This is a genomic window from Pseudomonas sp. PGPPP4 (genome assembly GCF_002256045.1).
Classification (GTDB): domain Bacteria; phylum Pseudomonadota; class Gammaproteobacteria; order Pseudomonadales; family Pseudomonadaceae; genus Chryseomonas; species Chryseomonas oryzihabitans.
The window spans coordinates 14,159-35,967 of sequence record NZ_NKID01000010.1; the positions used below are offsets into that span (position 1 = coordinate 14,159).

Consider the following 21,809-nt stretch of genomic DNA (forward strand, 5'->3'; position numbering starts at 1 on the left):
GTCGAGGTGTTAAAGCGATGCGGCGGCCAGCAGGCTGCTTCCGAGGTAGTCCTTGACATCGGTGATCCCCGGCAGGACGAAGAAGTAACCGCCGCCGATGGGCTTGATGTATTCCTCCAGGGGCTCGCCATCCAGCCGCTTCTGCACGGCGATGAAGCCCTGTTCCAGGTCGGCCTGGTAGGCGATGAACAGCAGGCCCATGTCGAGCTGGCCGTTCTTGCGCACGCCGTTGGAGTAGTTGAAGGGACGGCGCAGGATCAGGTTGCGCTGGCTCTCCGCGGTGCGGGGATTGGCCAGGCGGATATGGGCGTCCAGCGGCGTGACCTTGCCCTTGGGATCGCTGGCATAGTCCGGCACATCGGTTTCGTGACCGCCGGCCATGGGCGCGCCACTGGCCTTGCGCCGCCCGAAGATGGCTTCCTGCTCCTGCAGCGGGGTGCGATCCCAGCGCTCGACGAAATTGCGAATGATGCGCACCGCCTGGTAGCTGCCCTGGGCCGCCCAGGCCGGCTCGCCGCTGCCGGGCTGGACCCAGACGATCCGGTCCATCGCCTGCTGGTCGGTGGAGTCGGGGTTGGCCGAGCCATCGCGAAAGCCCAGGAAGTTGCGCGCGCTCTCGGCGGGCTGACCGGGTGGCGGATCCTGCACCGGCACGCTGCCTTCCTGCTTCCAGCGGATCGCCAGCAGGTCGGGCAGATTCTTCACGATGTCGCGCAGGGCGTGGATGTTGGTGTCCGGGGTGTTGGCGCAGAATTGCAGGCAGAGATCGCCGTGGCAGCAGTCCGCTTCCAGGGCGTCGTTGGGAAAGCCGGTCATGCGCTGCAGTTGTCGCGGCTTGACCGCGGTAAGGCCGAAACGGTCATCGAAAAGGGACTCGCCCACCGAGACGGTGATGGTGAGATTGTCCGGCGTCACCACCGGGCCGAGGATGCCGGAATCCAGCGGTGGCAATTTGGGGTCGACCTCGGGCACCGGACCGCCCTGCATGAGAAAGCGGATGCGCTCGTCGAGGGTCCGCAGCAGGCGTTCCAGGTCCTCGCGATCGCTGGCCAGCACATCGAAGGCCACGATCATTCCGGCTGCCGGCCGTGGGGTGACGATGCCGCTCTGGTGCAGGCCAAGGAACGCCTGGCGCTGATGGGTATTGGCGCTGCCCGGGGCACGGGTCACCTCGGCGGTGCTGGCCGCCCGGGCGTGCATCGGGCAGAGCCCGGCACCGGCCAGGGCCACGCTGGCGGCGCCGAGGCCACCCAGCAGGCGGCGACGTTCGATGTTGGGCTGATCGGGAGCGGACTTCTTCATGGCGTGGTCTTGGTCGCGGCCAGGCCCAGGGCCGGGGCGACCTGGTCGAGGGAATCGGCCAGCGCCTGGGCCGCGGCGGCGATGCGCTGGCGGTCGTCGGGGGAAAGGGTGGAGTAGGGACGCTGGACATCGCCCAAGGCCGCGGCAAAGGCGTCGGCCTGGGTATCCAGGCGATGCTGCAGCTCGGGATGACCCTTGCCGAGCAGCGGACGCAGCAACTCGATCACCTTGCGCGTGCCATCCAGATTGGCGGCGAAGCCGGGCAGCACGAGCTGGCTGTAGCGCTCTTCCTCACCCGAGATCCGGGTGCCGGCCAGGTTGTGCAGCAGGCGCGCGGCATTGCCACTGAGTTGTTCGGGCGGCAGCGACTGGCCGAGCAGGGCGTCGCGCAGGGCGGCGGCGTCCTGCTCGAGGCGAGTGGCGACCGCTGTCAGGCCCTGGGTGCTGTTGCCAGCGAAGAGGCCCTGTTCGAGGCGATGGAAGCCACCAAAGGCCGGATCCTGTTCGCGCTTTTCGTAGTAGTCGGCGCGGGCATTGAGGCGATTGTCCAGTTCGGCGAAGCGCTGCGCGGTCGCCGCCAGGCGCTGGTAGGGCAGGCGGGCGGCCGCATAGGCGGAGCGTGCCTGCTCCAGATCGCCCGCGGTCAGCGCCTGCTGCAGGGTGGCGAGACCCTGCAGCAGCAAGCGGCTCTGCTGATTCAGGTAGACGCGGTATTCCGACAGCGGACCGACTAACTGGGTCAAGGTCGGACCGGCCTTGCTGGCGGCTTCCGAGGCGGCGGTCGGGAGTACCTTCAGCGTGCCTCGCGGATTGCTCAGCAGACCGCAGGTGATGGCGTAGTCGCCGGGGGCCAGGGTGGCATTAATGACCTGACTGAGGCCGGGGGCGATGTTCTCGCGCTCCTCGACCACCAGGACGCCGTCGAGAATCTCCCATTCCACCGCCCGGTCCGAGCGGTTGACGATACGAAAGCGCGCCGGCCCGGCGGGTACCTGCAGGGCGTTGGGTTCGCAGCGATTGGCGAGGATGTCGACCTTGATTTCGCCGTCGGCCACGGTGGCGTGACGCTCGCCTGCGGCGCGCGAGGCATAGTAGAAGGCCGCGGCGGCTGCGATCAGTAGGGTGGCCGAGCCGATCACGGCCAGGCGCAGCGCCAGGGAGCCCTGCTTCGGCGGATGGGGGTTGGCGTGATTCACGACGGGCGCTCCAGCGAGGCAGGGGTGGTCACGGCAGGACGCTGGGGCGGCGCCGGGGTGCGGAAGAACAGCGGCAGGGTGACTGCCAGGAACAGCAGATAGGCGCCCAGGGTGCTGACGGTCGGAGTGTCCTGGTAGCCGAACATGCCGGCCAGCACCGTGCCCACCGGGCCGTCGGCGGGCAGCGCGTGGCTCCAGTCGAAGACCACCTGCTGCAGCGAATTCCACAGGCCGGCTTCATGCAGCGCCTTGACCGAGTTGGTGAACAGGCCGGCCGCGACGAAGAGGATGAACAGGCCGGTGAAGCGGAAGAACTTGCCCAGGTTCAGTCGTACGCCGCCGGTATAGAGGCCATAGCCCACGGCGATGGCGATGATCAGCCCCAGCAGGGCACCCAGGGGCGCGCCGGGGCCGGCGCTCTGCTGGAAGATCGCCAGCAGGAAGAACACGGTTTCCAGGCCTTCGCGAGCGACCGCCAGGAAGACCATGCCGATCAGGGCATAGACCTGGTTGCGCGAGGCGGACAGGGCGTTTTCCAGGGAGTCGTGCAGTTCGGTCTTGATCGAGCGCGCCGCCTTGCGCATCCAGAACACCATGGAGGTGAGGATGGCGGTGGCCGCCAGACCGACCACCGCTTCGAACAGCTCCTGCTGACGCTGCGGGAATTCGGCGCTGGCCAGTTGCAGGCCGGCGCCGACGAACAGCGACAGGGCGGCGGCCAGCATGACGCCGATCCAGACCGCTGGCATCCAGTGGCCGCGACCGGTGCGTTGCAGGTAGCTGGCGATGATGCCAACGATGAGCGCCGCTTCGATGCCTTCGCGGAGCATGATCAGAAAGGGAACGAGCATGAAAGCTATCACCGACAGAAGCGAAGGGGCGCAGAGGCGCCCGGAGGTCGGTGATTTGTATCACAATGATTCGGATTGTTAAATGCGGATGATTCTCGTACCTCGCGGATCCGCCGACTGGTTGGCAGCGGATCCCCGTATTGCAGAGCCTCAGGCGCGAAAGACCACGGCGGTATCCGGCGCCTTGCCGGTAGAGAAGCGGTGGATCTCGCGCCAGTTGCGCAGATCGACCACCGCCAGCTGGTTGTCCTCCAGGGCCGCGAAGAGCCGCTCGCCGCGGGGATCGAGGTTGAGTCCGGGCACGGCGCTGCCCATGGGCAGATAGGCGACTTCAGCGAGGGTATCGGGCCGCAGCAGCGAGAGGCTCTTGTCCGACAGGTTGGAGACCAGCAGGCGGCCATCGGGCAGGGCGGCTACCCGTACCGCTTCGCCGCGCAGCTTGACCTGGCGGATCGGCGTCAGGTCGCGGGCATCCAGCGCATGGAGGATGCCGGCGAAGCGATCCAGCACATAGAAGGTGCGCTCGTCCGGACTCAGGCAGCAGCCCTCCGGCGCCTGGCCGAGGTACCTTTTCACCGGCAGCACGGCAGGATTGTGCGCATCGACCAGGATCACCAGACCGCTCAGGGTGTCGGCAACGTAGGCGCGGCGTCCGTCACGGGTCAGGACGAAGTAGTGGCTGCGGGTGCCGCCGACCGGGACGATCTGGCTGGGATATTCGGCGGTGGCGGGGCGATCGAAGCGGATGAGCAGCGAGTCGGTTTCGCTCAGCACATAGAGGCGACCCTGGTCGTCCAGGCGCATGCCGTGCAGGCGGTGATAGGGCGACAGGTCGATGGCTCTCACCAGCCGGCGCTCGGCGAGATCGATCACGTTGACCTGATGGCCGCCTTCGCCGGGCGCCTGCCAGCTCTTGACCCCGTACTGGCCGACATAGGCATAGCGGCCCTGGCGGTCGGTGACGATCTCATGGGGTTGCTCGGGCAATTCCAGGCTGCCGACGCGCTTGCCGTCGGCCAGGCGATAGAAGCCGATGCCGGGGGCTTCCTTCTCGACCAGGGCGAGGTATTCGTCGTCCGCCGCGAAGGCATTGAGCGGATAGCCGCCCAGCAGGGGCAGGGCGGCACTGGCAGCCAGCAGGCCAAGGGTCTGACGGCGATTCAGGTGGGGCATAGGAGGTCTCCCGAGGGGCAAGCCTCCCTGCCAGGGTCAAGCATCCGTGCTAGTCGAATAGACCCTTGAACCAGGTCCAAACTCCGAAGGAGTAGTCGGGAAAGATGTCGATGCCCAGCGCCGACTTGAGCAGATAGAGCAGCAGCAGACCCACCAGGCCGCACGCCAGCAGGATCACCGCCAGCACCGTGGCCTTGCCGAGCAGGGACAATTCCTGCTCCAGGCGGGAGAGTTGACGGTAGTTGCGACCGGCGAGGAAGACGAAGTAGTAACGGCGGTGCCAGAACTTGACGGTACCGCGCAGATCGACGCTGTGCTTGCCCCAGCTGCGGGTGCCGAAGGCCAGCTTGAGGGCTTCCAGCTGCTCCTCGGTAAAGGATTCGCGCAGCTCTTCGGGCAGGCGTTCCTTCAGACCGGCGATGAAGGGGTCGTGGCGTTTGATGCGATCCTGCATGGAAAAAGCTTCCCTCTGAATGGTGCGAGTGCACTCTGAGAGGCCGCCCGGCCTGGCGTTCCGCCAGATCTGATGGGCGGGGCCAGTCGCAGGACGATCGGTCAGACGCTGACGCGCACCGGGCGCAGCACCTCGGCCCGTGCCCGCAACTGGCCACAACCGCCATCGACATCCTGGCCCGCGGAGTTGCGCACCTTGGTCAGCAGACCGCGGCTGTGCAGGTAGCGAACGATCTGCACGATGCGCTCGCCAGTGGGCCGCTGGTAGTCGTCCACTTCCAGGCTGTTGTAGGGAATCAGGTTGAGCACGCCGTACTTGCCCTTCATCAGCCGCAGCAGTTCGTCCATCTCGTCCTGGCTGTCGTTGATGCCGGCGAGCAGGGTCCACTGGTACTGGATCGGATAGCCGATCAGTCGGGCGTAGGCTTCCCCCTGCTCGATCAGCTCGCCGGGTTCGTACCGGGGCGCCTTGGGCAGCAAGCGGGCCCTTCGCTCGGCATGGGTGCTGTGCAGCGACAGCGCCAGCGCCGGCCTGACCGCCTGCTGCGGCAGTCGCTCGAATACCCGCGGATCGCCGACGGTGGAAAACACCAGGTTGCGATGGCCGATGCCACCGGCCGTGCCCAGCAGGTCGATGGCTTCCAGCACGTTGTCCAGGTTGTGCGCCGGCTCGCCCATGCCCATGAAGACCACCTTCTTGACCGGCCTGATGCGTCGCGCCAGGGCTACCTGGGCAACGATTTCGGCGCTGCCCACCTGACGCAGGAGGCCGCTCTTGCCGGTCATGCAGAAGACGCAGCCCACCGCGCAGCCGACCTGGGACGACACGCAGAGTCCATCACGGGGCAACAGCACGCTTTCCACCGCCTGGCCATCGCCGAGGGTCACCAGCATCCGCGCCGAACCGTCGGCGCCCGGGTGCTCCGAGGTCACCCGGGCCAGGCCTTCCAGTCGCGCGGTCAGCGCCGGAATGGCGTGGCGCACCTCCAGGGGCAGGAAGTTTTCCGCCTGCTGGCGCCGGGTGCCGGTGTCCAGGGGCAGCCCCTGGCACCAGGCGCGCAGGATGCGGGCGCTGTGCTTGGGCTTGGCGCCGGCATCGGCGAGCAACTGGACGACATCGGAAATACGCATGGGAAAAGGGCAGGTCGAGGGCGGGCGGCGATAATAGGACAGGGCAGGGATGCTATCCTAGTCCTTTGCAAGACGAGGACCCGTCATGAAGTTCATCCACCAGCGCGAGCATCTCAACGAGGGCGACCTGGTCGTCATCCAGAGTTCGGGGGTGTGCAACATCCGCCTGATGAACGATGCCAATTTCCGCAGCTTCAAGAATGGCGGCCGCCACACCTATCACGGTGGCGCCTTCGACACCTTTCCGGCGCGCATCACGGTACCGAGCACTGGCTTCTGGAACATCACCCTGGACACCGTCACCAAACGGCCGATCAGCGTGACCCGCAAGCCCGAGATCAAGCACTCGATCAAGATCGTTCGCCGCTCGCCTTCCGAGCTGCGCTGAGCCGGCGGTCACCCGTCCCTGGGTGACTCCTGCCGCTACTTCGGCTGCAATTCGAGCAGTCGCGCCTTGGCACCGTCTTCCAGCACCCAGAGGCTGCCGTTGGGGCCTTCCTCGACGTCGCGGATGCGCGTGCCCATGGCATAGCGCTCGACCTCGCGCGCCTCTTCGCCCTTGAGTTCGATCCGCACCAGCGCCTTGGACGACAGCCCGCCGATGAAGGCATTGCCTTTCCAGGCGGGAAAGTGGTCGCCTGCGTAGATCATCAGGCCGGCCGGCGAGATCACTGGCGTCCAGGTGATCTTGGGCGGGATGAATTCCGGGCGGGTGTCATGATCCGGAATCGGCTTGCCGCCATAGTGGTCGCCATTGGAGACCTCGGGATAGCCGTAGTTGCCGCCACGCTGGATCAGATTCAGTTCGTCGCCACCCTGGGGGCCCATTTCCTGTTCCCACAGCCGGCCTTGGGCGTCAAAGGCGATACCCAGTGGATTGCGATGGCCCAGCGACCAGACCTGGGCCGCGACGCCGCCCTGCTGGGCGAAGGGGTTGTCGGCCGGCGTGCTGCCATCGTCGTTGAGGCGGATGAGCTTGCCCAGATTGCCAGTCATGTCTTGGGCCGGGGTGAATTTCTGCCGTTCCCCCGAGGTGATCCACAGCTTGCCGTCCGGGCCGAATCTCATGCGATGGCCATAGTGACCGTTGCCGGTGACCTTGGGTGTCTGCCGCCAGATGACCTTGAGATCACCCAGCGAACCACTGCCGTCCTCCTTCAGGGTCAGCTTGGCCCGGGCGACCGCCGCCCCCTGGGTGCCGTCTTCGCCGGCCTCGGCATAGCTGAGGTAGATCAGCCCGTTGCTGGCGTATTGCGGATGCAGGATGACATCGCCCAGCCCGCCCTGGCCGGCGGCGACCACCTTGGGTACTCCGCTGATATCCTGGGCCTTGCCGGTCTGCACGTTCAGGTGCTTGAGGACGCCGCCTTTCTCGGTGACCAGGGCGGTGCCGTCCGGCAGGAAGGCGATGGCCCAGGGTGCGTCAAGGGTGGCCCGTGGTGTGGCGGTGAAGGGCCACTGAGCTTCACTCAGCGCCTGGGGCGCGGCACTGGCGTTCAGGGTGGCGAGACCGAGCAGGAGACTGCCGGCGGCTAGGGTAAGGCCTTTCATGGGCACGCGGTCCTCGTCGATGGAAGTCCCTACACCCTAGTAGGGACGCCCGCGAAAAGGGCCGCGTTTTTGTTACCTGAGGCGTCTGCCAGGCTAGTTGTCGTACCCCAGATTCGGCGCCAGCCAGCGCTCCGTCACCGCCAGCTCCTGACCCTTGCGCTCGGTGTAGCTGTCCACCTGATCCCGGTCGATCTTGCCCACGGCGAAGTACTGGGCGTCGGGATGGGCGAAGTACCAGCCACTGACGGCGGCCGCCGGGAACATGGCGTAGTGCTCGGTGAGGAAGACGCCGCTACGGCCCGCCTCGTTGAAGCGCGCCTCGGGATCGAGCAGGGCGAAGAGGGTAGCCTTCTCGGTATGGTCGGGGCAGGCCGGATAGCCGGGGGCAGGGCGGATGCCCTTATACTGCTCGCGGATCAGCGCCTCGTTGTCCAGGGTCTCGTCCGCGGCATAGCCCCAGTGCTCCTTGCGCACCCGCTCGTGCAGCCACTCGGCACAGGCTTCGGCGAGACGATCGGCCAGGGCCTTGACCATGATGGAGTTGTAGTCGTCGCCCTTGCGCTCGTAGTCCTTGGCCAGCTCCTCGGCGCCGATGCCGGCGGTGACGATGAAGCCGCCCATGTAGTCGGTGACGCCGGTTTCCTTGGGTGCGACGAAGTCGGCCAGGGACAGGTTGGGCTTGCCTTCGGGCTTGATGGTCTGCTGGCGCAGGTGGTGCAGGGTGGCTAGCGGCTGGCCGTCCTCGCCATAGACTTCCAGGTCGTCGTCGCGCACCTGGTTGGCCGGCCAGAAGCCGAACACGGCGCGGGCCTTGATCAGCTTCTCGTCGATCAGCTTCCTGAGCATGGCCTGGGCGTCGTGGAACAGCGCGGTGGCCGCTTCCCCCACCACCTCGTCGGTGAGGATGCGCGGGTACTTGCCGGCCAGGTCCCAGGAGATGAAGAAGGGCGTCCAGTCGATGTACTCGGCCAGGACTGCCAGGTCGATGTCCTCCAGCACCCGGGTGCCGGTGAAGCTGGGCGTGGGCGCCTGATAGCCGAGCCAGTTGAAGGTGGGCTTGTTGGCCACTGCCTTGGCATAGGACAGGCGTTCGGTGCGGGCGCTGCGATTGGCGGTGCGCTCGCGGACCTCGACGTAGTCGGCGCGGGTGCGCTCGACGAAGCCGGCCTTGAGTTCCTTGGACAGCAGCTGAGTAGCTACGCCCACGGCGCGCGAGGCGTCGGTGACGTAGACCACGGCATCGTTCTTGTACTGCGGCTCGATCTTGACCGCGGTATGGGCCTTGGAGGTGGTGGCGCCACCGATCATCAAGGGCAGGGTGAAGCCTTGGCGCTGCATCTCCTTGGCGACGTGGACCATCTCGTCCAGCGAGGGAGTGATCAGGCCGGACAGGCCGATGATGTCGCACTTCTCGGCGATGGCGGTCTGCAGGATCTTTTCCGCCGGGACCATGACGCCCAGGTCGACGATGTCGTAGCCGTTGCAACCCAGGACCACGCCGACGATGTTCTTGCCGATGTCGTGGACGTCGCCCTTGACCGTGGCCATGAGGATCTTGCCCTTGGCCTCGGGCTTGTCGCCCTTTTCCGCCTCGATGAAGGGGATCAGGTGGGCCACCGCCTGCTTCATCACCCGGGCGGACTTGACCACCTGGGGCAGGAACATCTTGCCCGAGCCGAACAGGTCGCCGACCACGTTCATGCCGCTCATCAGCGGGCCTTCGATGACCTCGATGGGCCGCGCGCACTGCTGGCGGCACTCCTCGGTGTCCTCGACGATATAGGTGGTGATGCCCTTGACCAGGGCGTGCTCCAGCCGCTTGTCCACCGGCAGGCCACGCCATTCCTCGGTCTCGGCTTCCTTGACCGCGCCGCCGCCCTTGTAGTCGTCGGCGATGGCCAGCAGGGCATCGGTGCCGGCCGGGGTGCGGTTGAGCACCACGTCCTCGACCCGCTCGCGCAGGGCGGCCGGGATCTCGTCATAGATCTCCAGCTGGCCGGCGTTGACGATGCCCATGGTCAGGCCGTTCTGGATGGCGTGGTAGAGGAAAACCGAGTGGATGGCCTCGCGCACCGGGTTGTTGCCGCGGAAAGAGAAGGAGACGTTGGACACGCCACCCGAGGTCAGGGCGTAGGGCAGGTTGTCGCGGATGAAGGCGCAGGCGTTGATGAAGTCGACCGCGTAGTTGTTGTGCTCCTCGATCCCGGTCGCCACGGCGAAGATGTTGGGGTCGAAGATGATGTCTTCCGGCGGGAAGCCGACCTGGTTGACCAGGATGTCGTAGGAGCGCGCGCAGATCTCGTTCTTGCGCGCCTCGGTGTCGGCCTGGCCGTCTTCGTCGAAGGCCATGACCACCACCGCCGCGCCGTATCTCTTGCACAGCTTGGCGTGGTGGATGAAGGCCTCGACGCCTTCCTTCATGGAGATGGAGTTGACGATGCCCTTGCCCTGGATGCACTTGAGACCGGCCTCGATCACCTCCCACTTGGAAGAGTCGATCATGATCGGCACCCGGGAGATGTCCGGCTCGGAAGCAATCAGGTTGAGGAAGGTGACCATGGCCGCCTTCGAATCCAGCATGCCCTCGTCCATGTTGATGTCGATGACCTGGGCGCCGGCTTCCACCTGCTGCTGGGCCACTTCCAGGGCCTCGGCATAGTTCTCTTCGCGGATCAGCCGGGCGAACTTGGCCGAGCCGGTGATGTTGGTGCGCTCGCCGACGTTGACGAACAGCGAGTCGCGGCTGATGGTGAAGGGCTCGAGGCCGGAGAGACGGCAGGCCTTGGGAATCTCGGGCAGCTGGCGCGGCGGATGCTTGGCGACCGCCTCGGCGATGGCCTGGATATGCGCCGGGGTGGTACCGCAGCAGCCACCGACGATGTTGAGCAGGCCGCTGGCGGCGAATTCCTCGACCACCGCCGCCATCTGCGCGGGGCTTTCGTCGTATTCGCCGAAGGCATTGGGCAGGCCGGCGTTGGGGTGGGCGGAGACGAAGGTGTCGGCCTTGGTCGCCAGTTCCTCGACGTAGGGCCGCAGCTCCTTGGCCCCCAGGGCGCAGTTGAGACCGACGGAAATCGGGTTGGCGTGGCGTACCGAGTTCCAGAAGGCTTCGGTGGTCTGGCCCGACAGGGTACGGCCGGAGGCGTCGGTGATGGTGCCGGAAATCATGATCGGCAACTCGACGCCAACCTCCTCGAACACGCCCTGGACCGCGAAGATCGCCGCCTTGGCGTTGAGGGTGTCGAAGATGGTCTCGATCAGAATGAGGTCGGCGCCCCCTTCGATCAGGCCGCGGGTGGCCTCGGTGTAGTTCTCCACCAGTTCGTCGAAGGTGACATTGCGATAGCCGGGGTTGTTGACGTCCGGAGAGATGGAGCAGGTCCGACTGGTCGGGCCGAGCACCCCGGCGACGAAACGCGGACGATCCGGGGTCTCCAGGGTCTTGGCGTCGGCCACCTCGCGGGCGACCCGGGCGCCGGCCAGGTTCAGCTCATAGGTGATGGCCTCCATGCCGTAGTCGGCCTGGGATACCCGGGTGGCATTGAAGGTGTTGGTTTCCAGGATGTCCGCGCCGGCATCCAGGTAGGCCTTTTCGATCTCGGCGATGATCTTCGGCTGAGTCAGCAGCAGCAGGTCGTTGTTGCCTTTGACGTCGCTCGGCCAGTCGGCGAAACGCTCGCCACGATAGTCCGCTTCCTCCAGCCGATAGCTCTGGATCATGGTGCCCATGCCGCCGTCGAGGATGAGAATGCGCTGCGCGAGAGCGTGGCGGAGGGCGGCGAGGCGAGAGCTGCGATCGGTCATGGGCATTCCACAGAGATGAAGAGACGCTGGACAAAGGGTGGCAGCATAGCAAAAGCCGACGCCTGGCCCGGTGTTGGCGACGCTCCATGATGAACAGCGCTCATGCAGGGCCGGCGAGTCTTTCATGGCGAAAACGTCTGACGATCTAGCGCGTTTGGTGGGCAAGCCTTTCAAGTGCTGCTTTACTGGCAATTGACCGACGTTTACTGTGCGTCAAAACAGTGTCATGGAAGGTGGCCGTGATTCCTCTGGTGATATGCGACGACTCAAACATGGCGCGCAAGCAGCTGGTTCGCGCCCTGCCCGAAGGTTGGGCGGTATCCATCACCCAGGCCACCAACGGCGAGGAAGCCCTCACGGCGCTGCGCCAGGGGCTGGGCCAGGTGATGCTGCTGGACCTGACCATGCCGATCCTGGACGGCTATGGCACCCTGGCGGCCATTCGCAACGAAGGCCTGGCGGTCAAGGTGATCGTCGTCTCCGGCGACGTCCAGGACCAGGCGGTGGCCCGGGTGCGCGAACTGGGCGCCCTGGACTTCCTGCGCAAGCCGGCCGATCCCGCCGAACTGGCCGCGGTACTCGAACGCCATGGCCTCTATAGCCCCAGCCCTGCGGCGCTGCCGGAACCGGTCGCGCGCCCCGAGCTGGAGGTGAGCTTCCGCGACGCCTTCCGCGAGGTGGTCAACGTCTCCATGGGGCGCGCCGGCGCGCTGCTGGCCAAGGCGCTGGATGTCTTCGTCCAGCTGCCGATTCCCAACGTCAACATCCTGGAAGTCAGCGAGCTGCACATGACGCTGGTGGATGCCCAGCGCGAGGATCGCCTCAGTGCGGTCTGCCAGGGCTATATCGGCGAGGGCATCGCCGGCGAGGCGCTGCTGATCTTCCACGACTCCGAATTCGACGACATGGCCAAGCTGGTGCGCTGGCGCGAGGCAGGGGAGTCCGGTGACATCGAGATGCTGCGGGATCTGTCGAGCATCATCATCGGCGCCTGCCTGGCCGGCATCGCCGAGCAGTTCGACATCCGCTTTTCCCAGGGCCATCCGACCATCCTCGGCCACCATGCGTCCATCGACGAACTCATCGTCGTCAACAAGACCCGCTGGAAGAAGACCCTGGCGGTCGAACTCAGCTACAGCCTGGAAGGCCATAACGTCCACTTCGATCTGCTGCTGCTGTTCACCGAGGATTCGGTGAAGCGCATCACCCGCAAGATCGGCTACCTGATGAGTTGAGCATGGCGGCACAGATCGATATCAACGAACTCCACTGGCTGCTGGACATCGTGCAGAACATCGATGTCGGCGTGGTGGTGCTGGACCTCGACTATCGCATCGAGGTCTGGAACAGCTTCATGGAAAACCATTCCGGGCGGATCCTCAGCGAGGTCAGCCAGCAGTCGCTGTTCGCCGTCTTCGCCGAAATCGACGAGGCCTGGTTTCGCGCCAAGGCCGAGAGCGTGGTGCTGCTGGGTACCCGGGCCTTTTCCATCTGGGAACAGCGGCCCTATCTGGTCCACTTCAAGAGCTACCAGCCGATCACCGGCGTGGAAGCCTTCATGTACCAGAACGTCACCCTGCTGCCGCTGCGGGATTCCACCGGGGCCATCGCCCACATCTGCGTGGTGATCTACGACGTCACCGATGTCGCCATCAACAAGCGGCAACTGGAACTCTCCAATGACAAGCTGCAGGAACTGTCGCGCACCGATCGCCTGACCGGTCTGGCCAATCGCGGTTACTGGGAAGAGCGCCTCACCGAGGAATTTGCCCGGCACCAGCGCTATGGCGGTCGCCTGGCGCTGATGATGCTCGACATCGATCATTTCAAGCGCATCAACGACACCTATGGTCATGCCGTGGGTGATCAGGCGATCAAGGCCCTCGCCGGGATCATCAAGACCCATGTGCGCAATGCCGACATCGCCGGGCGCTATGGCGGCGAGGAATTCGGCGTAGTGCTGCTGGACACGGCGGTGGAAGGCGCCCGGTTGCTCGCCGAACGCCTGCGCGAGGCGGTCGAGGCCATGCGGCTCGACGTGCTGGGCACGCCCATCGCCTTCACCATCAGCGTCGGCATCACCGATCTGTCGGTGCCCCTGGGCAATCACGAGCAGATGATCCAGCAGGCGGACAAGGCCCTGTACGAGTCCAAGCACAATGGGCGCAACCGGGTGACCAGCTTCGTGCAGCGGCTCGATTGAGACGATTATCCGACTGTTTCACTAGGGCTTTCGTCGAGGGGTGGGGTGGCGTAAACTTGTCACACCTGTTGAGGAGTGACCATGAGCGCCATCACCATTACCGACGCGGCTCAGGATTACCTGGCCGACCTGTTGGAAAAGCAGAACACCCCCGGGATCGGTATCCGGATCTTCATTACCCAGCCCGGCACCCAGTACGCCGAGACCTGCATCGCCTATTGCAAGCCCGGCGAAGAAAAGCCCGATGACCAGCCCATCGGGCTGAAGAGCTTTACCGCCTATCTCGATGCCATCAGCCAGCCCTTCCTAGAAGACGCCCTGGTGGACTACGCCACCGACCGCATGGGCGGCCAGCTGACCATCAAGGCGCCCAACGCCAAGGTGCCCATGGTCAACGAGGACAGCCCGCTCAACGAGCGCGTCGACTACTACCTGCAGACCGAGATCAATCCGGGGCTCGCCAGCCACGGTGGCATGGTCAGCCTGGTGGACATCGTCGACGACAACGTCGCCGTGCTGCGTTTCGGCGGCGGCTGTCAGGGCTGTGGTCAGGTCGATCTGACCCTCAAGGACGGCGTCGAGCGCACCCTGCTGGAACGGATCCCCGAGCTCACCGCCGTGCGCGACGTCACCGACCACACCAACCGCGAAAACGCCTACTACTAGAGCTGGCGCGTTCGTGTGCGTAAGAAGGGCTATCGACCGATGCGATAGCCCTTCGGCGTTTCAGTGGCGCGCGGCGTCGTCCGGCAGGGCCATCAGGCGCTGTTCCTGCGCCCAGTCGAAGGCCTCGCCACGGGATTCCGCTTCGTGGCGACGCTCGTCCAGTCGCTGGTAGAGCGCCAGCTCTTCGTCCGGCATGAAGTGCAGGCAATCGCCGCCAAAGAACCACAGCAGGTCGCGCGGTACCCGGTGGGCGATCTGCGGATAGCGGCTGAAGATCTGGCTGAGCAGGTCCTGGCCGAGATAGGCGTACTCTTCGGGCGCCTGGGGCAGGCCGGCGACCAGTTCGTCGAAGCGGTCGAGGAACAGCGCGTGGTTCTCCGAGGGCACCTGCTCGGCCGCGCCGACGTCGACCAGGACCGCACGCAGCTGGGCGAGGAGGGCAACGTGGTGGGCGAGATAGGAAGTGGCCATGGGTGTCTCCTGAAAAAGCGGCTGCGCAGTATAGGGGCACTGTCCGACGTTGTCTGGTTCGACTAGGATCGAACCTTTGCCCTCTGCCGGGGTTATAGGAAGTAGCACTTTTCTTTGCGAATCAGTTCTTGCCGGGAGGCACATGAGTCTAGCTCTCTCCATTCGCGGTCTGACCAAGACCTACAACAACGGCTTCACCGCGCTCAAGGGCATCGACCTCGACGTGGTCGAAGGTGATTTCTTCGCGCTGCTCGGTCCCAACGGAGCGGGCAAGTCGACCACCATCGGCATCCTCTCGACCCTGGTCAACAAGTCCGGCGGCGAGGTCTCGGTGTTCGGCAACGACCTGGACAAGGATCCGGCGGGCCTCAAGCGCTGCCTCGGCGTGGTGCCCCAGGAATTCAACTTCAACCAGTTCGAGAAGGCCTTCGACATCCTGGTGACCCAGGCGGGCTACTACGGCATCCCGGCGCGGATCGCCGGCGAGCGGGCCGAGGAGTACCTGACCCAGCTCGGCCTGTGGGACAAGCGTGATACCCCCTCGCGCATGCTCTCCGGCGGCATGAAGCGGCGCCTGATGATCGCTCGCGCCCTGATCCACAAGCCGCGCCTGCTGATCCTCGACGAACCCACCGCCGGCGTGGACATCGAGTTGCGCCGCTCCATGTGGAATTTCCTCACCGAGCTGAACGGGCAAGGGACCAGCATCATCCTCACCACCCACTATCTCGAAGAGGCCGAACAGCTCTGCCGCAACATCGCCATCATCGACCATGGCGAGCTGGTCGAGCACACCAGCATGCGCAAGCTGCTGCAAAAGCTGAATGTCGAGACCTTCATCGTCGACGTGGTCCAGCCGCTGACGGCGGCGCCGCAACTGGAAGGCTATCCGACCCGGCTGCTGGGCGATCACTCCTTCGAGGTGGCCATCGACAAGGCCAGCGGGGTCAATGCCCTGTTCCGCCAGCTGGACGCCGCCGGCATCCAGGTGCAGAGCCTGAGAAACAAAGCCAATCGCCTGGAGGAGCTGTTTGTCTCCCTGGTGGAAAAGAATCTAGCCAAGGTCGCCCGATGAGTACCGAATTCCAAGCCAATCTGGTGGCGCTGCGGACCATCGTCCATCGCGAAGTCCGCCGCTTCACCCGCATCTGGGCGCAGACGCTGCTGCCCCCGGCGATCACCATGGTCCTGTACTTCGTGATCTTCGGTAACCTGATCGGCAATCGCATCGGCGGCATGGGTGGCTTCACCTACATGCAGTACATCGTGCCGGGCCTGATCATGATGTCGGTGATCACCAACGCCTACAGCAACGTGGTCTCCAGCTTCTTCAGCAGCAAGTTTCAGCGCTCGGTGGAAGAACTGCTGGTCTCGCCGGTGTCGCCCCACGTCATCCTCATCGGCTATGCCATGGGCGGCATCCTGCGTGGCCTGGCCGTGGCCGCCATCGTCAGCGTGCTGTCGCTGTTCTTTACCCACATGCAGGTGCATCACCTGGGCATCATGCTGCTGGTGATCATCCTCACCGCGGCGATCTTCGCCCTGGGCGGCTTCATCAACGCCGTCTACGCGCGCAACTTCGACGACATCTCCATCGTGCCGACCTTCGTGCTGACGCCCCTGACCTACCTGGGCGGGGTCTTCTATTCCATCGACCTGCTGCCGGCCTTCTGGCAGAAGGTGTCTCTGGTCAATCCGATCCTGCACATGGTCAACGCCTTCCGCTACGGCATCCTCGGGGTGTCCGACATCCGCATCGGGGTGGCGATCGCCTTCATGCTGTTCGCCGTGGTCGTGCTTTATCTGGTCAGCATCCGTCTGCTCGTGAGCGGGCGCGGCATGCGTCATTGAGTGTGTGAGCGTCATGCATAGCGTAGAACAATCGCCCCTGGGCAAAAGCACCGAGTACATCAGCCAGTACGCCCCGGAGCTGCTGTATCCGATCCCGCGCGCGCCCAAGTGGGCGGAGCTGGGCCTGGACGGGCAGGACCTGCCGTTTCGCGGCGTGGACGTTTGGACCTGCTACGAGCTGTCCTGGCTGCTGCCGTCCGGCAAACCGGTGGTAGCCATCGGCGAATTCTCCATCCCCGCCGACTCGCCGAACATCATCGAATCCAAGTCCTTCAAGCTCTACCTCAATTCTCTGAACCAGTCGGCGTTCGCCAGCCTGGCCGACGTCGAAGCCGTGCTGGTCAAGGACCTGAGCGCTGCGGCGGGCGGTACCGTCGGTGTCAGCTTGGTGTCGCTGGACGACTGGGCGGCCCGCGGTGTGCAGCGTCCCGATGGCCAGTGCGTCGATGAGCTGGATATCAGCCTGGATCGCTACGCCCACCCGCAGCCTGAACTGCTGAGCGTGGGTGAAGCCCGGAATAGTCAGAGGTTATACAGCCACCTGCTCAAGTCGAACTGCCCGGTCACCGGCCAGCCGGACTGGGGCACCGTGGTGATCGAGTACGAAGAGGGGTCGGCGCTGGAGCCTGCCAGCCTGCTGCGCTACCTGGTCGCCTTCCGCCAGCATGCGGATTTCCACGAGCAGTGCGTCGAGCGCATCTATCTGGATCTGTGGCGGCTGCTAAAGCCGGCGAAGCTGACCGTGTTCGCCCGCTATGTGCGGCGTGGCGGGCTGGACATCAATCCCTACCGAAGCAGTGACGCCATCCAGCCCGCCGCGGAGCGTTACGTCCGGCAGTGATCAGATGCCCATGCTGCTCAGGCTGTTCATGATCGAGCGGAGCGTGCCGGCCATGGTCGGGTGACTGACCTCGAAGCGCTCCACCGCCAGATTGACGCCTTCCACCAGGCTGCCATCCCGGGTATGGGTGGCGTCTTCGTTCGCCAGCTGGAATTCGATGTCCCGGATCAGCAGTTCCAGCTCTTCCCGGTCCTCGGGCGAGGCGGGCGGATCCTGGTCCAGCTGGTGGCGGAGGTGGTCGAGTTGTTCCTGCAGATGAGAGGTGGTCATGGCGTTTCTCCTGTGTCCGGACTCTTTGACCGCAACGTTGGGTCAAAGATCGAGTGACTGCGCCTGGCCCTAAGCCAAACTGGCAAAGCTATGACTATAATCGGCGCCTTTCAGGCGTCTGAGTGCAACGAGGAGAGAAGCGATGACGGTCGAGCGACGTGGTTCCAGGGTCTGGGGAGCGCTCCTTGCAACGGCCCTGACGTTTGCCGGTCAGGCGATGGCGGCCGAAGCCGAGAATCCCGATCCCTGGGAAGGCTTCAACCGCAAGATCTTCGTGTTCAACGATACCCTGGACACCTATGCCCTCAAGCCGGTCGCCCAGGGCTATCAGCGTTTCACGCCCGGCTTCGTGCAGACCGGCGTGAGCAACTTCTTTAACAACCTGGGTGACGTGCGCAACCTGGCCAACGATCTGCTGCAAGGCAAGGTCGAGCATGCCGGGGTCGATACCGCGCGCCTGCTGATGAACACCACCCTGGGTGGTCTTGGCTTGGTCGACGTGGCCACCAAGGCCGGCCTGCAGCGCAACGACGAAGACTTTGGCCAGACCCTGGGCAAGTGGGGTGCAAGCAGCGGCCCCTACCTGGTGCTGCCGTTCTTCGGCCCCAGCAGCGTGCGTGACGGCCTCGGTCGCATCCCGGACAGCTACACCAGCGCCTATCCCTATGTGGACGATGTCGCCGTGCGCAACAGCGCCTTCGCCCTCAGCACCGTCGACACCCGGGCCGGTCTGCTGCAGGCCGAGCGCCTGATCACCGGCGACAAGTACGTGTTCATTCGCAACGCCTACCTGCAGACCCGAGAGTTCAAGGTCAAGGACGGCCAGGTGGTCGACGACTTCTAGTCCCGGCCCCAATGAAAAGGCAGCCAGAGGGCTGCCTTTTTTGTGGCCAGATTTTAGTGGCCAGGGCGCCTAGCGCATTTCCAGCACCGACAGGCCCAGCAGCTGCTTGCCCGACTCGATGGCCTGGACCCGCAGGACCTCGGCGTCCGCTTCCAGGCCTGGGAGTTCGGCATGGCTGGAGGGGATGAGCACGGTCACCTTGTCGCCGACCTGCAGGCGGGTGGCGGCCTCGATCTGGAAACCGGTGCTGGACAGATCGACGCAGCGCGCCTCGAAGGAGGCGTCGCCGATCTTCAATACGGCCTTGGAGTCGACGTGCATGCGAATGAAATCGCGCTTTTCACTGTAAGAACGGTCGATGGTACTCATAGCAATCCTACTGCTTGGGAGGATGGATGGCGGTTTGTTGGAGGTATAAACTCCATAAAGGCACCCTGTAAAGAAATTCCATCCGGTTGGCAAGCTTGAACGCCCCGGTGGATGGGAGTAGTGTCTCCGCCGTGTCGTAATCACCGTGGCCCGTGTCGGATCCTGTCCGCCGGTTTGCCGTTCGGGTGCATGCCTGGATCCTCTATGTCTAATTCGCCTGCCACGCTCTTGATCATTGACGATGACGAGGTGGTTCGCCTCAGTCTCGCCGACTATCTCGAAGACAGTGGTTTCAATGTCCTGCAGGCCAGCAATGGCCAGCAGGGCCTGGAAATATTCGAGCGCGAACAGCCCGACCTCATCATCTGCGACCTGCGCATGCCGCAGGTCGACGGGCTGACGCTGCTGCGCCGCATCAGCGAGCTGTCCATCGATACGCCGGTGCTGGTGCTGTCCGGTGCCGGCGTCATGAGCGACGTCGTGGAAGCCCTGCGCCTGGGCGCCGCCGATTACCTGATCAAGCCGCTGGAAGACCTGATGGTGCTCGAGCACTCGGTCAACCGGGCCCTGGATCGCGCCCGCCTGCGCCTGGAAAACGATCGCTACCGGGTCAAGCTGGAAAACACCAATCGCGAGCTGCAGGCCAGCCTGAGCCTGTTGCAGGAAGACCAGAACGCCGGACGCCACGTGCAGATGAACATGCTGCCGGTGACGCCCTGGGAAACCGAGGGGCTGAACTTCGCCCACGAGATCATCCCGTCGCTGTATCTGTCCGGTGATTTCGTCGACTACTTTCGCATCGACGAACACCGCGTCGCCTTTTACCTGGCCGACGTCTCCGGCCATGGCGCGTCCTCGGCCTTCGTCACCGTGCTACTCAAGTTCATGACCACGCGCCTGCTCTACGAGTCCAAGCGCAACGGCACCCTGCCCGAATTCAAGCCCTCGGATGTGCTCGGTCACATCAACAGGGGTCTACTGGATTGCAAATTGGGCAAGCACGTGACCATGCTGGGTGGCGTCATCGACGAAACCACGGGTACCCTGGCGTACAGCATCGGTGGCCATCTGCCCTTGCCGGTCCTGCATACCCCGGAAGAAACGCGGTTCCTGGTCGGCAAGGGGCTGCCGGTCGGCCTGTTCCAGGAGGCGACCTACAATGACCACCAGATGGATCTGCCCGAGCGTTTCAGCCTGACCCTCTTTTCGGATGGCATCTTCGATCTGCTGCCGGGAGACAATTTGAAAGAGAAAGAACACAGCTTGCCCGACTACGTCCGCCGCGCCGGCGGTACACTGGCAGGCCTGAGCGAAGCCCTGGATCTGGCATCCGTCACCGAGATGCCCGACGATATCGCTTTGCTGGTGTTGAGCAGGAACCTGGCATGAGCACCGGAAAAATCCAATTTGCCGAGCAGGATGGCACCTTCGTCCTGAAGTTTACCGGCGAGGTGCGTCTGACCCTCTGCTCGGCGCTGGACGCGACCATCGAGCACATCTTCTCGTCGTTGAATTTCTCGTCCATCGTCATCGATCTGACCGAGACGCAGAGCATCGACAGCACCACCCTGGGCCTCTTGGCCAAGCTGTCGATCCTGTCGCGGCAGCGCATCGGGCTGCTGCCCATGCTGACCACCAACAACCCGGACATCCTGCGCCTGCTGGATTCCATGGGTTTCGATCAGGTGTTCAATATCGTCGAGACCGTACTGCCGTGCCCGGATTGCCTGACCGACCTGCCACCGCAGGACCAGTCCGAAGCCGAGGTGCGCAGTCGCGTGCTTGAAGCCCATCGGGTGTTGATGGGCCTCAATGAATCCAACCGCAATGCCTTTCGTGATCTGGTCAGTGCCCTCGAAAGGCACTGACCGCGTCAGCGCTTAGCGCTTGCCGGGCAGCAGCACTTCCAGCTTTTCCTGATCGCGCGCGAACTGGCGAATGCCTTCGGCCAGCTTTTCGGTGGCCATGGCGTCTTCGTTGTGCGCCCAGCGGAAGGCCGCCTCGTTTAGCTGCTGCTTGGGCTCACCACCCTTGCTGTCGGCGGTCAGCACGCGCGGCAGGTCGCCCTGGGCTTCCGACAGCTGCTGCAGCAGTTCGGGGCTGATGGTCAGGCGGTCGCAGCCGGCCAGTTGCTCGATCTGGTTCAGGTTGCGGAAGCTGGCACCCATCACCACGGTGTCGTAGCCATTGGCCTTGTAGTACTGGTAGATGCGGGTCACGGACTTCACGCCCGGATCTTCGGCGCCTTCGTAGTCACGGCCTTCGGCCTTCTTGTACCAGTCGTAGATGCGACCGACGAAGGGCGAGATCAGGAATACGCCGGCGTCGGCGCAGGCGGCGGCTTGGGCAAAGGAGAACAGCAGGGTCAGGTTGGTCTGGATACCTTCCTTTTCCAGTTGCTCGGCGGCACGGATGCCTTCCCAGGTGGAGGCGATCTTGATCAGCACGCGGTCCTTGCCGATGCCGGCCTTCTCGTACAGCTCGATCAGGCGGTGGGCGCGATCCAGGGTGGCGCTGGTGTCGAAGGACAGGCGCGCGTCCACCTCAGTGGAGATGCGACCGGGGATCAGCTTGAGAATCTCGCCACCGACGGCCACGGCGAAGCGATCGCAGGCCAGGCCGATGTCACCATTGGCGCCGCTGAAGGCGGCCTGCAGGTGTTCTTCGTAGCGGGGCAGGGCAGCGGCCTTGAGCAGCAGCGAGGGGTTGGTGGTGGCGTCGTACGGCTTGAGGCGGGCGATGGCGTCCAGATCGCCGGTATCGGCGACGACCGTGGTGTATTGCTTGAGTTGTTCCAGCTTGCTCATGGCAGGTCTTTCCTTCGGTTAGCGAA

Annotated in this window: 22 protein-coding genes; 10 read left to right on the plus strand and 12 right to left on the minus strand. The window is 64.5% G+C overall.

Going from position 1 to position 21,809, the window contains the following annotated elements:
- Positions 1 to 9 precede the first annotated feature (9 nt).
- The 6 genes from efeB to CFE50_RS17375 all read right to left on the minus strand — a co-directional run bounded on the left by efeB (position 10) and on the right by CFE50_RS17375 (position 6,106).
- Positions 10 to 1,302, minus strand: coding sequence for an iron uptake transporter deferrochelatase/peroxidase subunit (gene efeB / locus CFE50_RS17350; protein WP_286736321.1), 1,293 nt, complete (start codon positions 1,300 to 1,302; stop codon positions 10 to 12).
- A complete protein-coding gene (gene efeO / locus CFE50_RS17355) occupies positions 1,299 to 2,498 on the minus strand; it encodes an iron uptake system protein EfeO (protein ID WP_286736323.1) in 1,200 nt (399 codons plus the stop codon). Before efeO ends, efeB begins: the two co-directional genes overlap by 4 nt.
- Positions 2,495 to 3,349: an iron uptake transporter permease EfeU gene (gene efeU / locus CFE50_RS17360; RefSeq protein WP_027599442.1), complete on the minus strand. Its 855-nt coding sequence runs from the start codon at positions 3,347 to 3,349 to the stop codon at positions 2,495 to 2,497. Before efeU ends, efeO begins: the two co-directional genes overlap by 4 nt.
- 150 nt (positions 3,350 to 3,499) lie before the next feature.
- Positions 3,500 to 4,522, minus strand: coding sequence for a YncE family protein (locus tag CFE50_RS17365; protein ID WP_286736328.1), 1,023 nt, complete (start codon positions 4,520 to 4,522; stop codon positions 3,500 to 3,502).
- Between the two features lie 49 nt (positions 4,523 to 4,571).
- On the minus strand, positions 4,572 to 4,976 hold the full coding sequence (locus CFE50_RS17370; protein ID WP_007158404.1) for a hypothetical protein: 405 nt from the start codon (positions 4,974 to 4,976) through the stop codon (positions 4,572 to 4,574).
- A 101-nt stretch (positions 4,977 to 5,077) separates the two neighbouring features.
- The gene (locus CFE50_RS17375) at positions 5,078 to 6,106 is read right to left on the minus strand and encodes an RNA methyltransferase (RefSeq protein WP_027599440.1); all 1,029 of its coding nucleotides are present in this window, start codon (positions 6,104 to 6,106) and stop codon (positions 5,078 to 5,080) included.
- 85 nt (positions 6,107 to 6,191) lie between these two features.
- Between CFE50_RS17375 and CFE50_RS17380 the strand changes: the two genes are divergently transcribed.
- The gene (locus CFE50_RS17380) at positions 6,192 to 6,494 is read left to right on the plus strand and encodes a DUF1883 domain-containing protein (RefSeq protein ID WP_017640573.1); all 303 of its coding nucleotides are present in this window, start codon (positions 6,192 to 6,194) and stop codon (positions 6,492 to 6,494) included.
- Between the two features lie 35 nt (positions 6,495 to 6,529).
- On the opposite strand, the gene CFE50_RS17385 is transcribed toward CFE50_RS17380, so the two are convergent.
- Positions 6,530 to 7,657 (minus strand): PQQ-dependent sugar dehydrogenase, encoded by a 1,128-nt coding sequence (locus CFE50_RS17385; RefSeq protein ID WP_286736334.1) that lies wholly within the window; start codon positions 7,655 to 7,657, stop codon positions 6,530 to 6,532.
- A 93-nt stretch (positions 7,658 to 7,750) separates the two neighbouring features.
- Complete coding sequence (gene metH / locus CFE50_RS17390; protein ID WP_286736336.1) at positions 7,751 to 11,467, minus strand: methionine synthase; 3,717 nt, start codon at positions 11,465 to 11,467, stop codon at positions 7,751 to 7,753.
- A gap of 227 nt (positions 11,468 to 11,694) precedes the next feature.
- Between metH and CFE50_RS17395 the strand changes: the two genes are divergently transcribed.
- From CFE50_RS17395 to nfuA, 3 genes are all read left to right on the plus strand, one after another.
- On the plus strand, positions 11,695 to 12,696 hold the full coding sequence (locus tag CFE50_RS17395; RefSeq protein WP_286736339.1) for a response regulator: 1,002 nt from the start codon (positions 11,695 to 11,697) through the stop codon (positions 12,694 to 12,696).
- Between the two features lie 2 nt (positions 12,697 to 12,698).
- Positions 12,699 to 13,664 carry a sensor domain-containing diguanylate cyclase gene (locus CFE50_RS17400; protein ID WP_286736342.1) on the plus strand — a complete coding sequence of 322 codons (966 nt, stop codon included), beginning with the start codon at positions 12,699 to 12,701 and terminating at the stop codon, positions 13,662 to 13,664.
- An 81-nt stretch (positions 13,665 to 13,745) separates the two neighbouring features.
- Positions 13,746 to 14,330, plus strand: coding sequence for a Fe-S biogenesis protein NfuA (gene nfuA, locus CFE50_RS17405; protein ID WP_286736343.1), 585 nt, complete (start codon positions 13,746 to 13,748; stop codon positions 14,328 to 14,330).
- A gap of 60 nt (positions 14,331 to 14,390) precedes the next feature.
- Here the strand turns inward: nfuA and CFE50_RS17410 are convergent, their stop codons facing one another.
- A complete protein-coding gene (locus CFE50_RS17410) occupies positions 14,391 to 14,801 on the minus strand; it encodes a PA2817 family protein (RefSeq protein ID WP_286736345.1) in 411 nt (136 codons plus the stop codon).
- Between the two features lie 142 nt (positions 14,802 to 14,943).
- Between CFE50_RS17410 and CFE50_RS17415 the strand changes: the two genes are divergently transcribed.
- Genes CFE50_RS17415 through queF form a run of 3 tightly spaced genes read left to right on the plus strand, consistent with a single transcriptional unit; the run spans position 14,944 to position 17,493 of the window.
- A complete protein-coding gene (locus CFE50_RS17415) occupies positions 14,944 to 15,876 on the plus strand; it encodes an ABC transporter ATP-binding protein (protein WP_027599434.1) in 933 nt (310 codons plus the stop codon).
- The gene (locus tag CFE50_RS17420) at positions 15,873 to 16,652 is read left to right on the plus strand and encodes an ABC transporter permease (RefSeq protein ID WP_007158394.1); all 780 of its coding nucleotides are present in this window, start codon (positions 15,873 to 15,875) and stop codon (positions 16,650 to 16,652) included. Before CFE50_RS17415 ends, CFE50_RS17420 begins: the two co-directional genes overlap by 4 nt.
- A 13-nt stretch (positions 16,653 to 16,665) precedes the next feature.
- Complete coding sequence (queF, locus tag CFE50_RS17425) at positions 16,666 to 17,493, plus strand: NADPH-dependent 7-cyano-7-deazaguanine reductase QueF (RefSeq protein WP_286736349.1); 828 nt, start codon at positions 16,666 to 16,668, stop codon at positions 17,491 to 17,493.
- On the opposite strand, the gene CFE50_RS17430 is transcribed toward queF, so the two are convergent.
- On the minus strand, positions 17,494 to 17,763 hold the full coding sequence (locus CFE50_RS17430; RefSeq protein WP_007158392.1) for a DUF4404 family protein: 270 nt from the start codon (positions 17,761 to 17,763) through the stop codon (positions 17,494 to 17,496).
- Positions 17,764 to 17,980: 217 nt separating this feature from the next.
- Here CFE50_RS17430 and CFE50_RS17435 point away from each other — a divergent pair, with 217 nt between their 5' ends.
- Positions 17,981 to 18,607: an MlaA family lipoprotein gene (locus tag CFE50_RS17435; RefSeq protein ID WP_376781520.1), complete on the plus strand. Its 627-nt coding sequence runs from the start codon at positions 17,981 to 17,983 to the stop codon at positions 18,605 to 18,607.
- 69 nt (positions 18,608 to 18,676) lie between these two features.
- Here the strand turns inward: CFE50_RS17435 and CFE50_RS17440 are convergent, their stop codons facing one another.
- Entirely contained in the window at positions 18,677 to 18,976 is a 300-nt protein-coding gene (locus tag CFE50_RS17440; RefSeq protein ID WP_286736351.1) for a PilZ domain-containing protein, read from the minus strand.
- A 204-nt stretch (positions 18,977 to 19,180) separates the two neighbouring features.
- On the opposite strand from CFE50_RS17440, the gene rssB reads away from it, so the two are divergent.
- Together rssB and rssC are read left to right on the plus strand one after the other, a co-directional pair.
- Positions 19,181 to 20,365 carry a two-component system response regulator RssB gene (gene rssB, locus CFE50_RS17445; protein WP_133861614.1) on the plus strand — a complete coding sequence of 395 codons (1,185 nt, stop codon included), beginning with the start codon at positions 19,181 to 19,183 and terminating at the stop codon, positions 20,363 to 20,365.
- Positions 20,362 to 20,844, plus strand: a complete 483-nt coding sequence (rssC, locus tag CFE50_RS17450; protein WP_007158388.1) for an anti-sigma factor antagonist RssC — start codon at positions 20,362 to 20,364, stop codon at positions 20,842 to 20,844. Before rssB ends, rssC begins: the two co-directional genes overlap by 4 nt.
- Before the next feature lie 12 nt (positions 20,845 to 20,856).
- Here the strand turns inward: rssC and tal are convergent, their stop codons facing one another.
- On the minus strand, positions 20,857 to 21,783 hold the full coding sequence (gene tal, locus CFE50_RS17455; RefSeq protein WP_027599427.1) for a transaldolase: 927 nt from the start codon (positions 21,781 to 21,783) through the stop codon (positions 20,857 to 20,859).
- Positions 21,784 to 21,809: the final 26 nt, after the last annotated feature.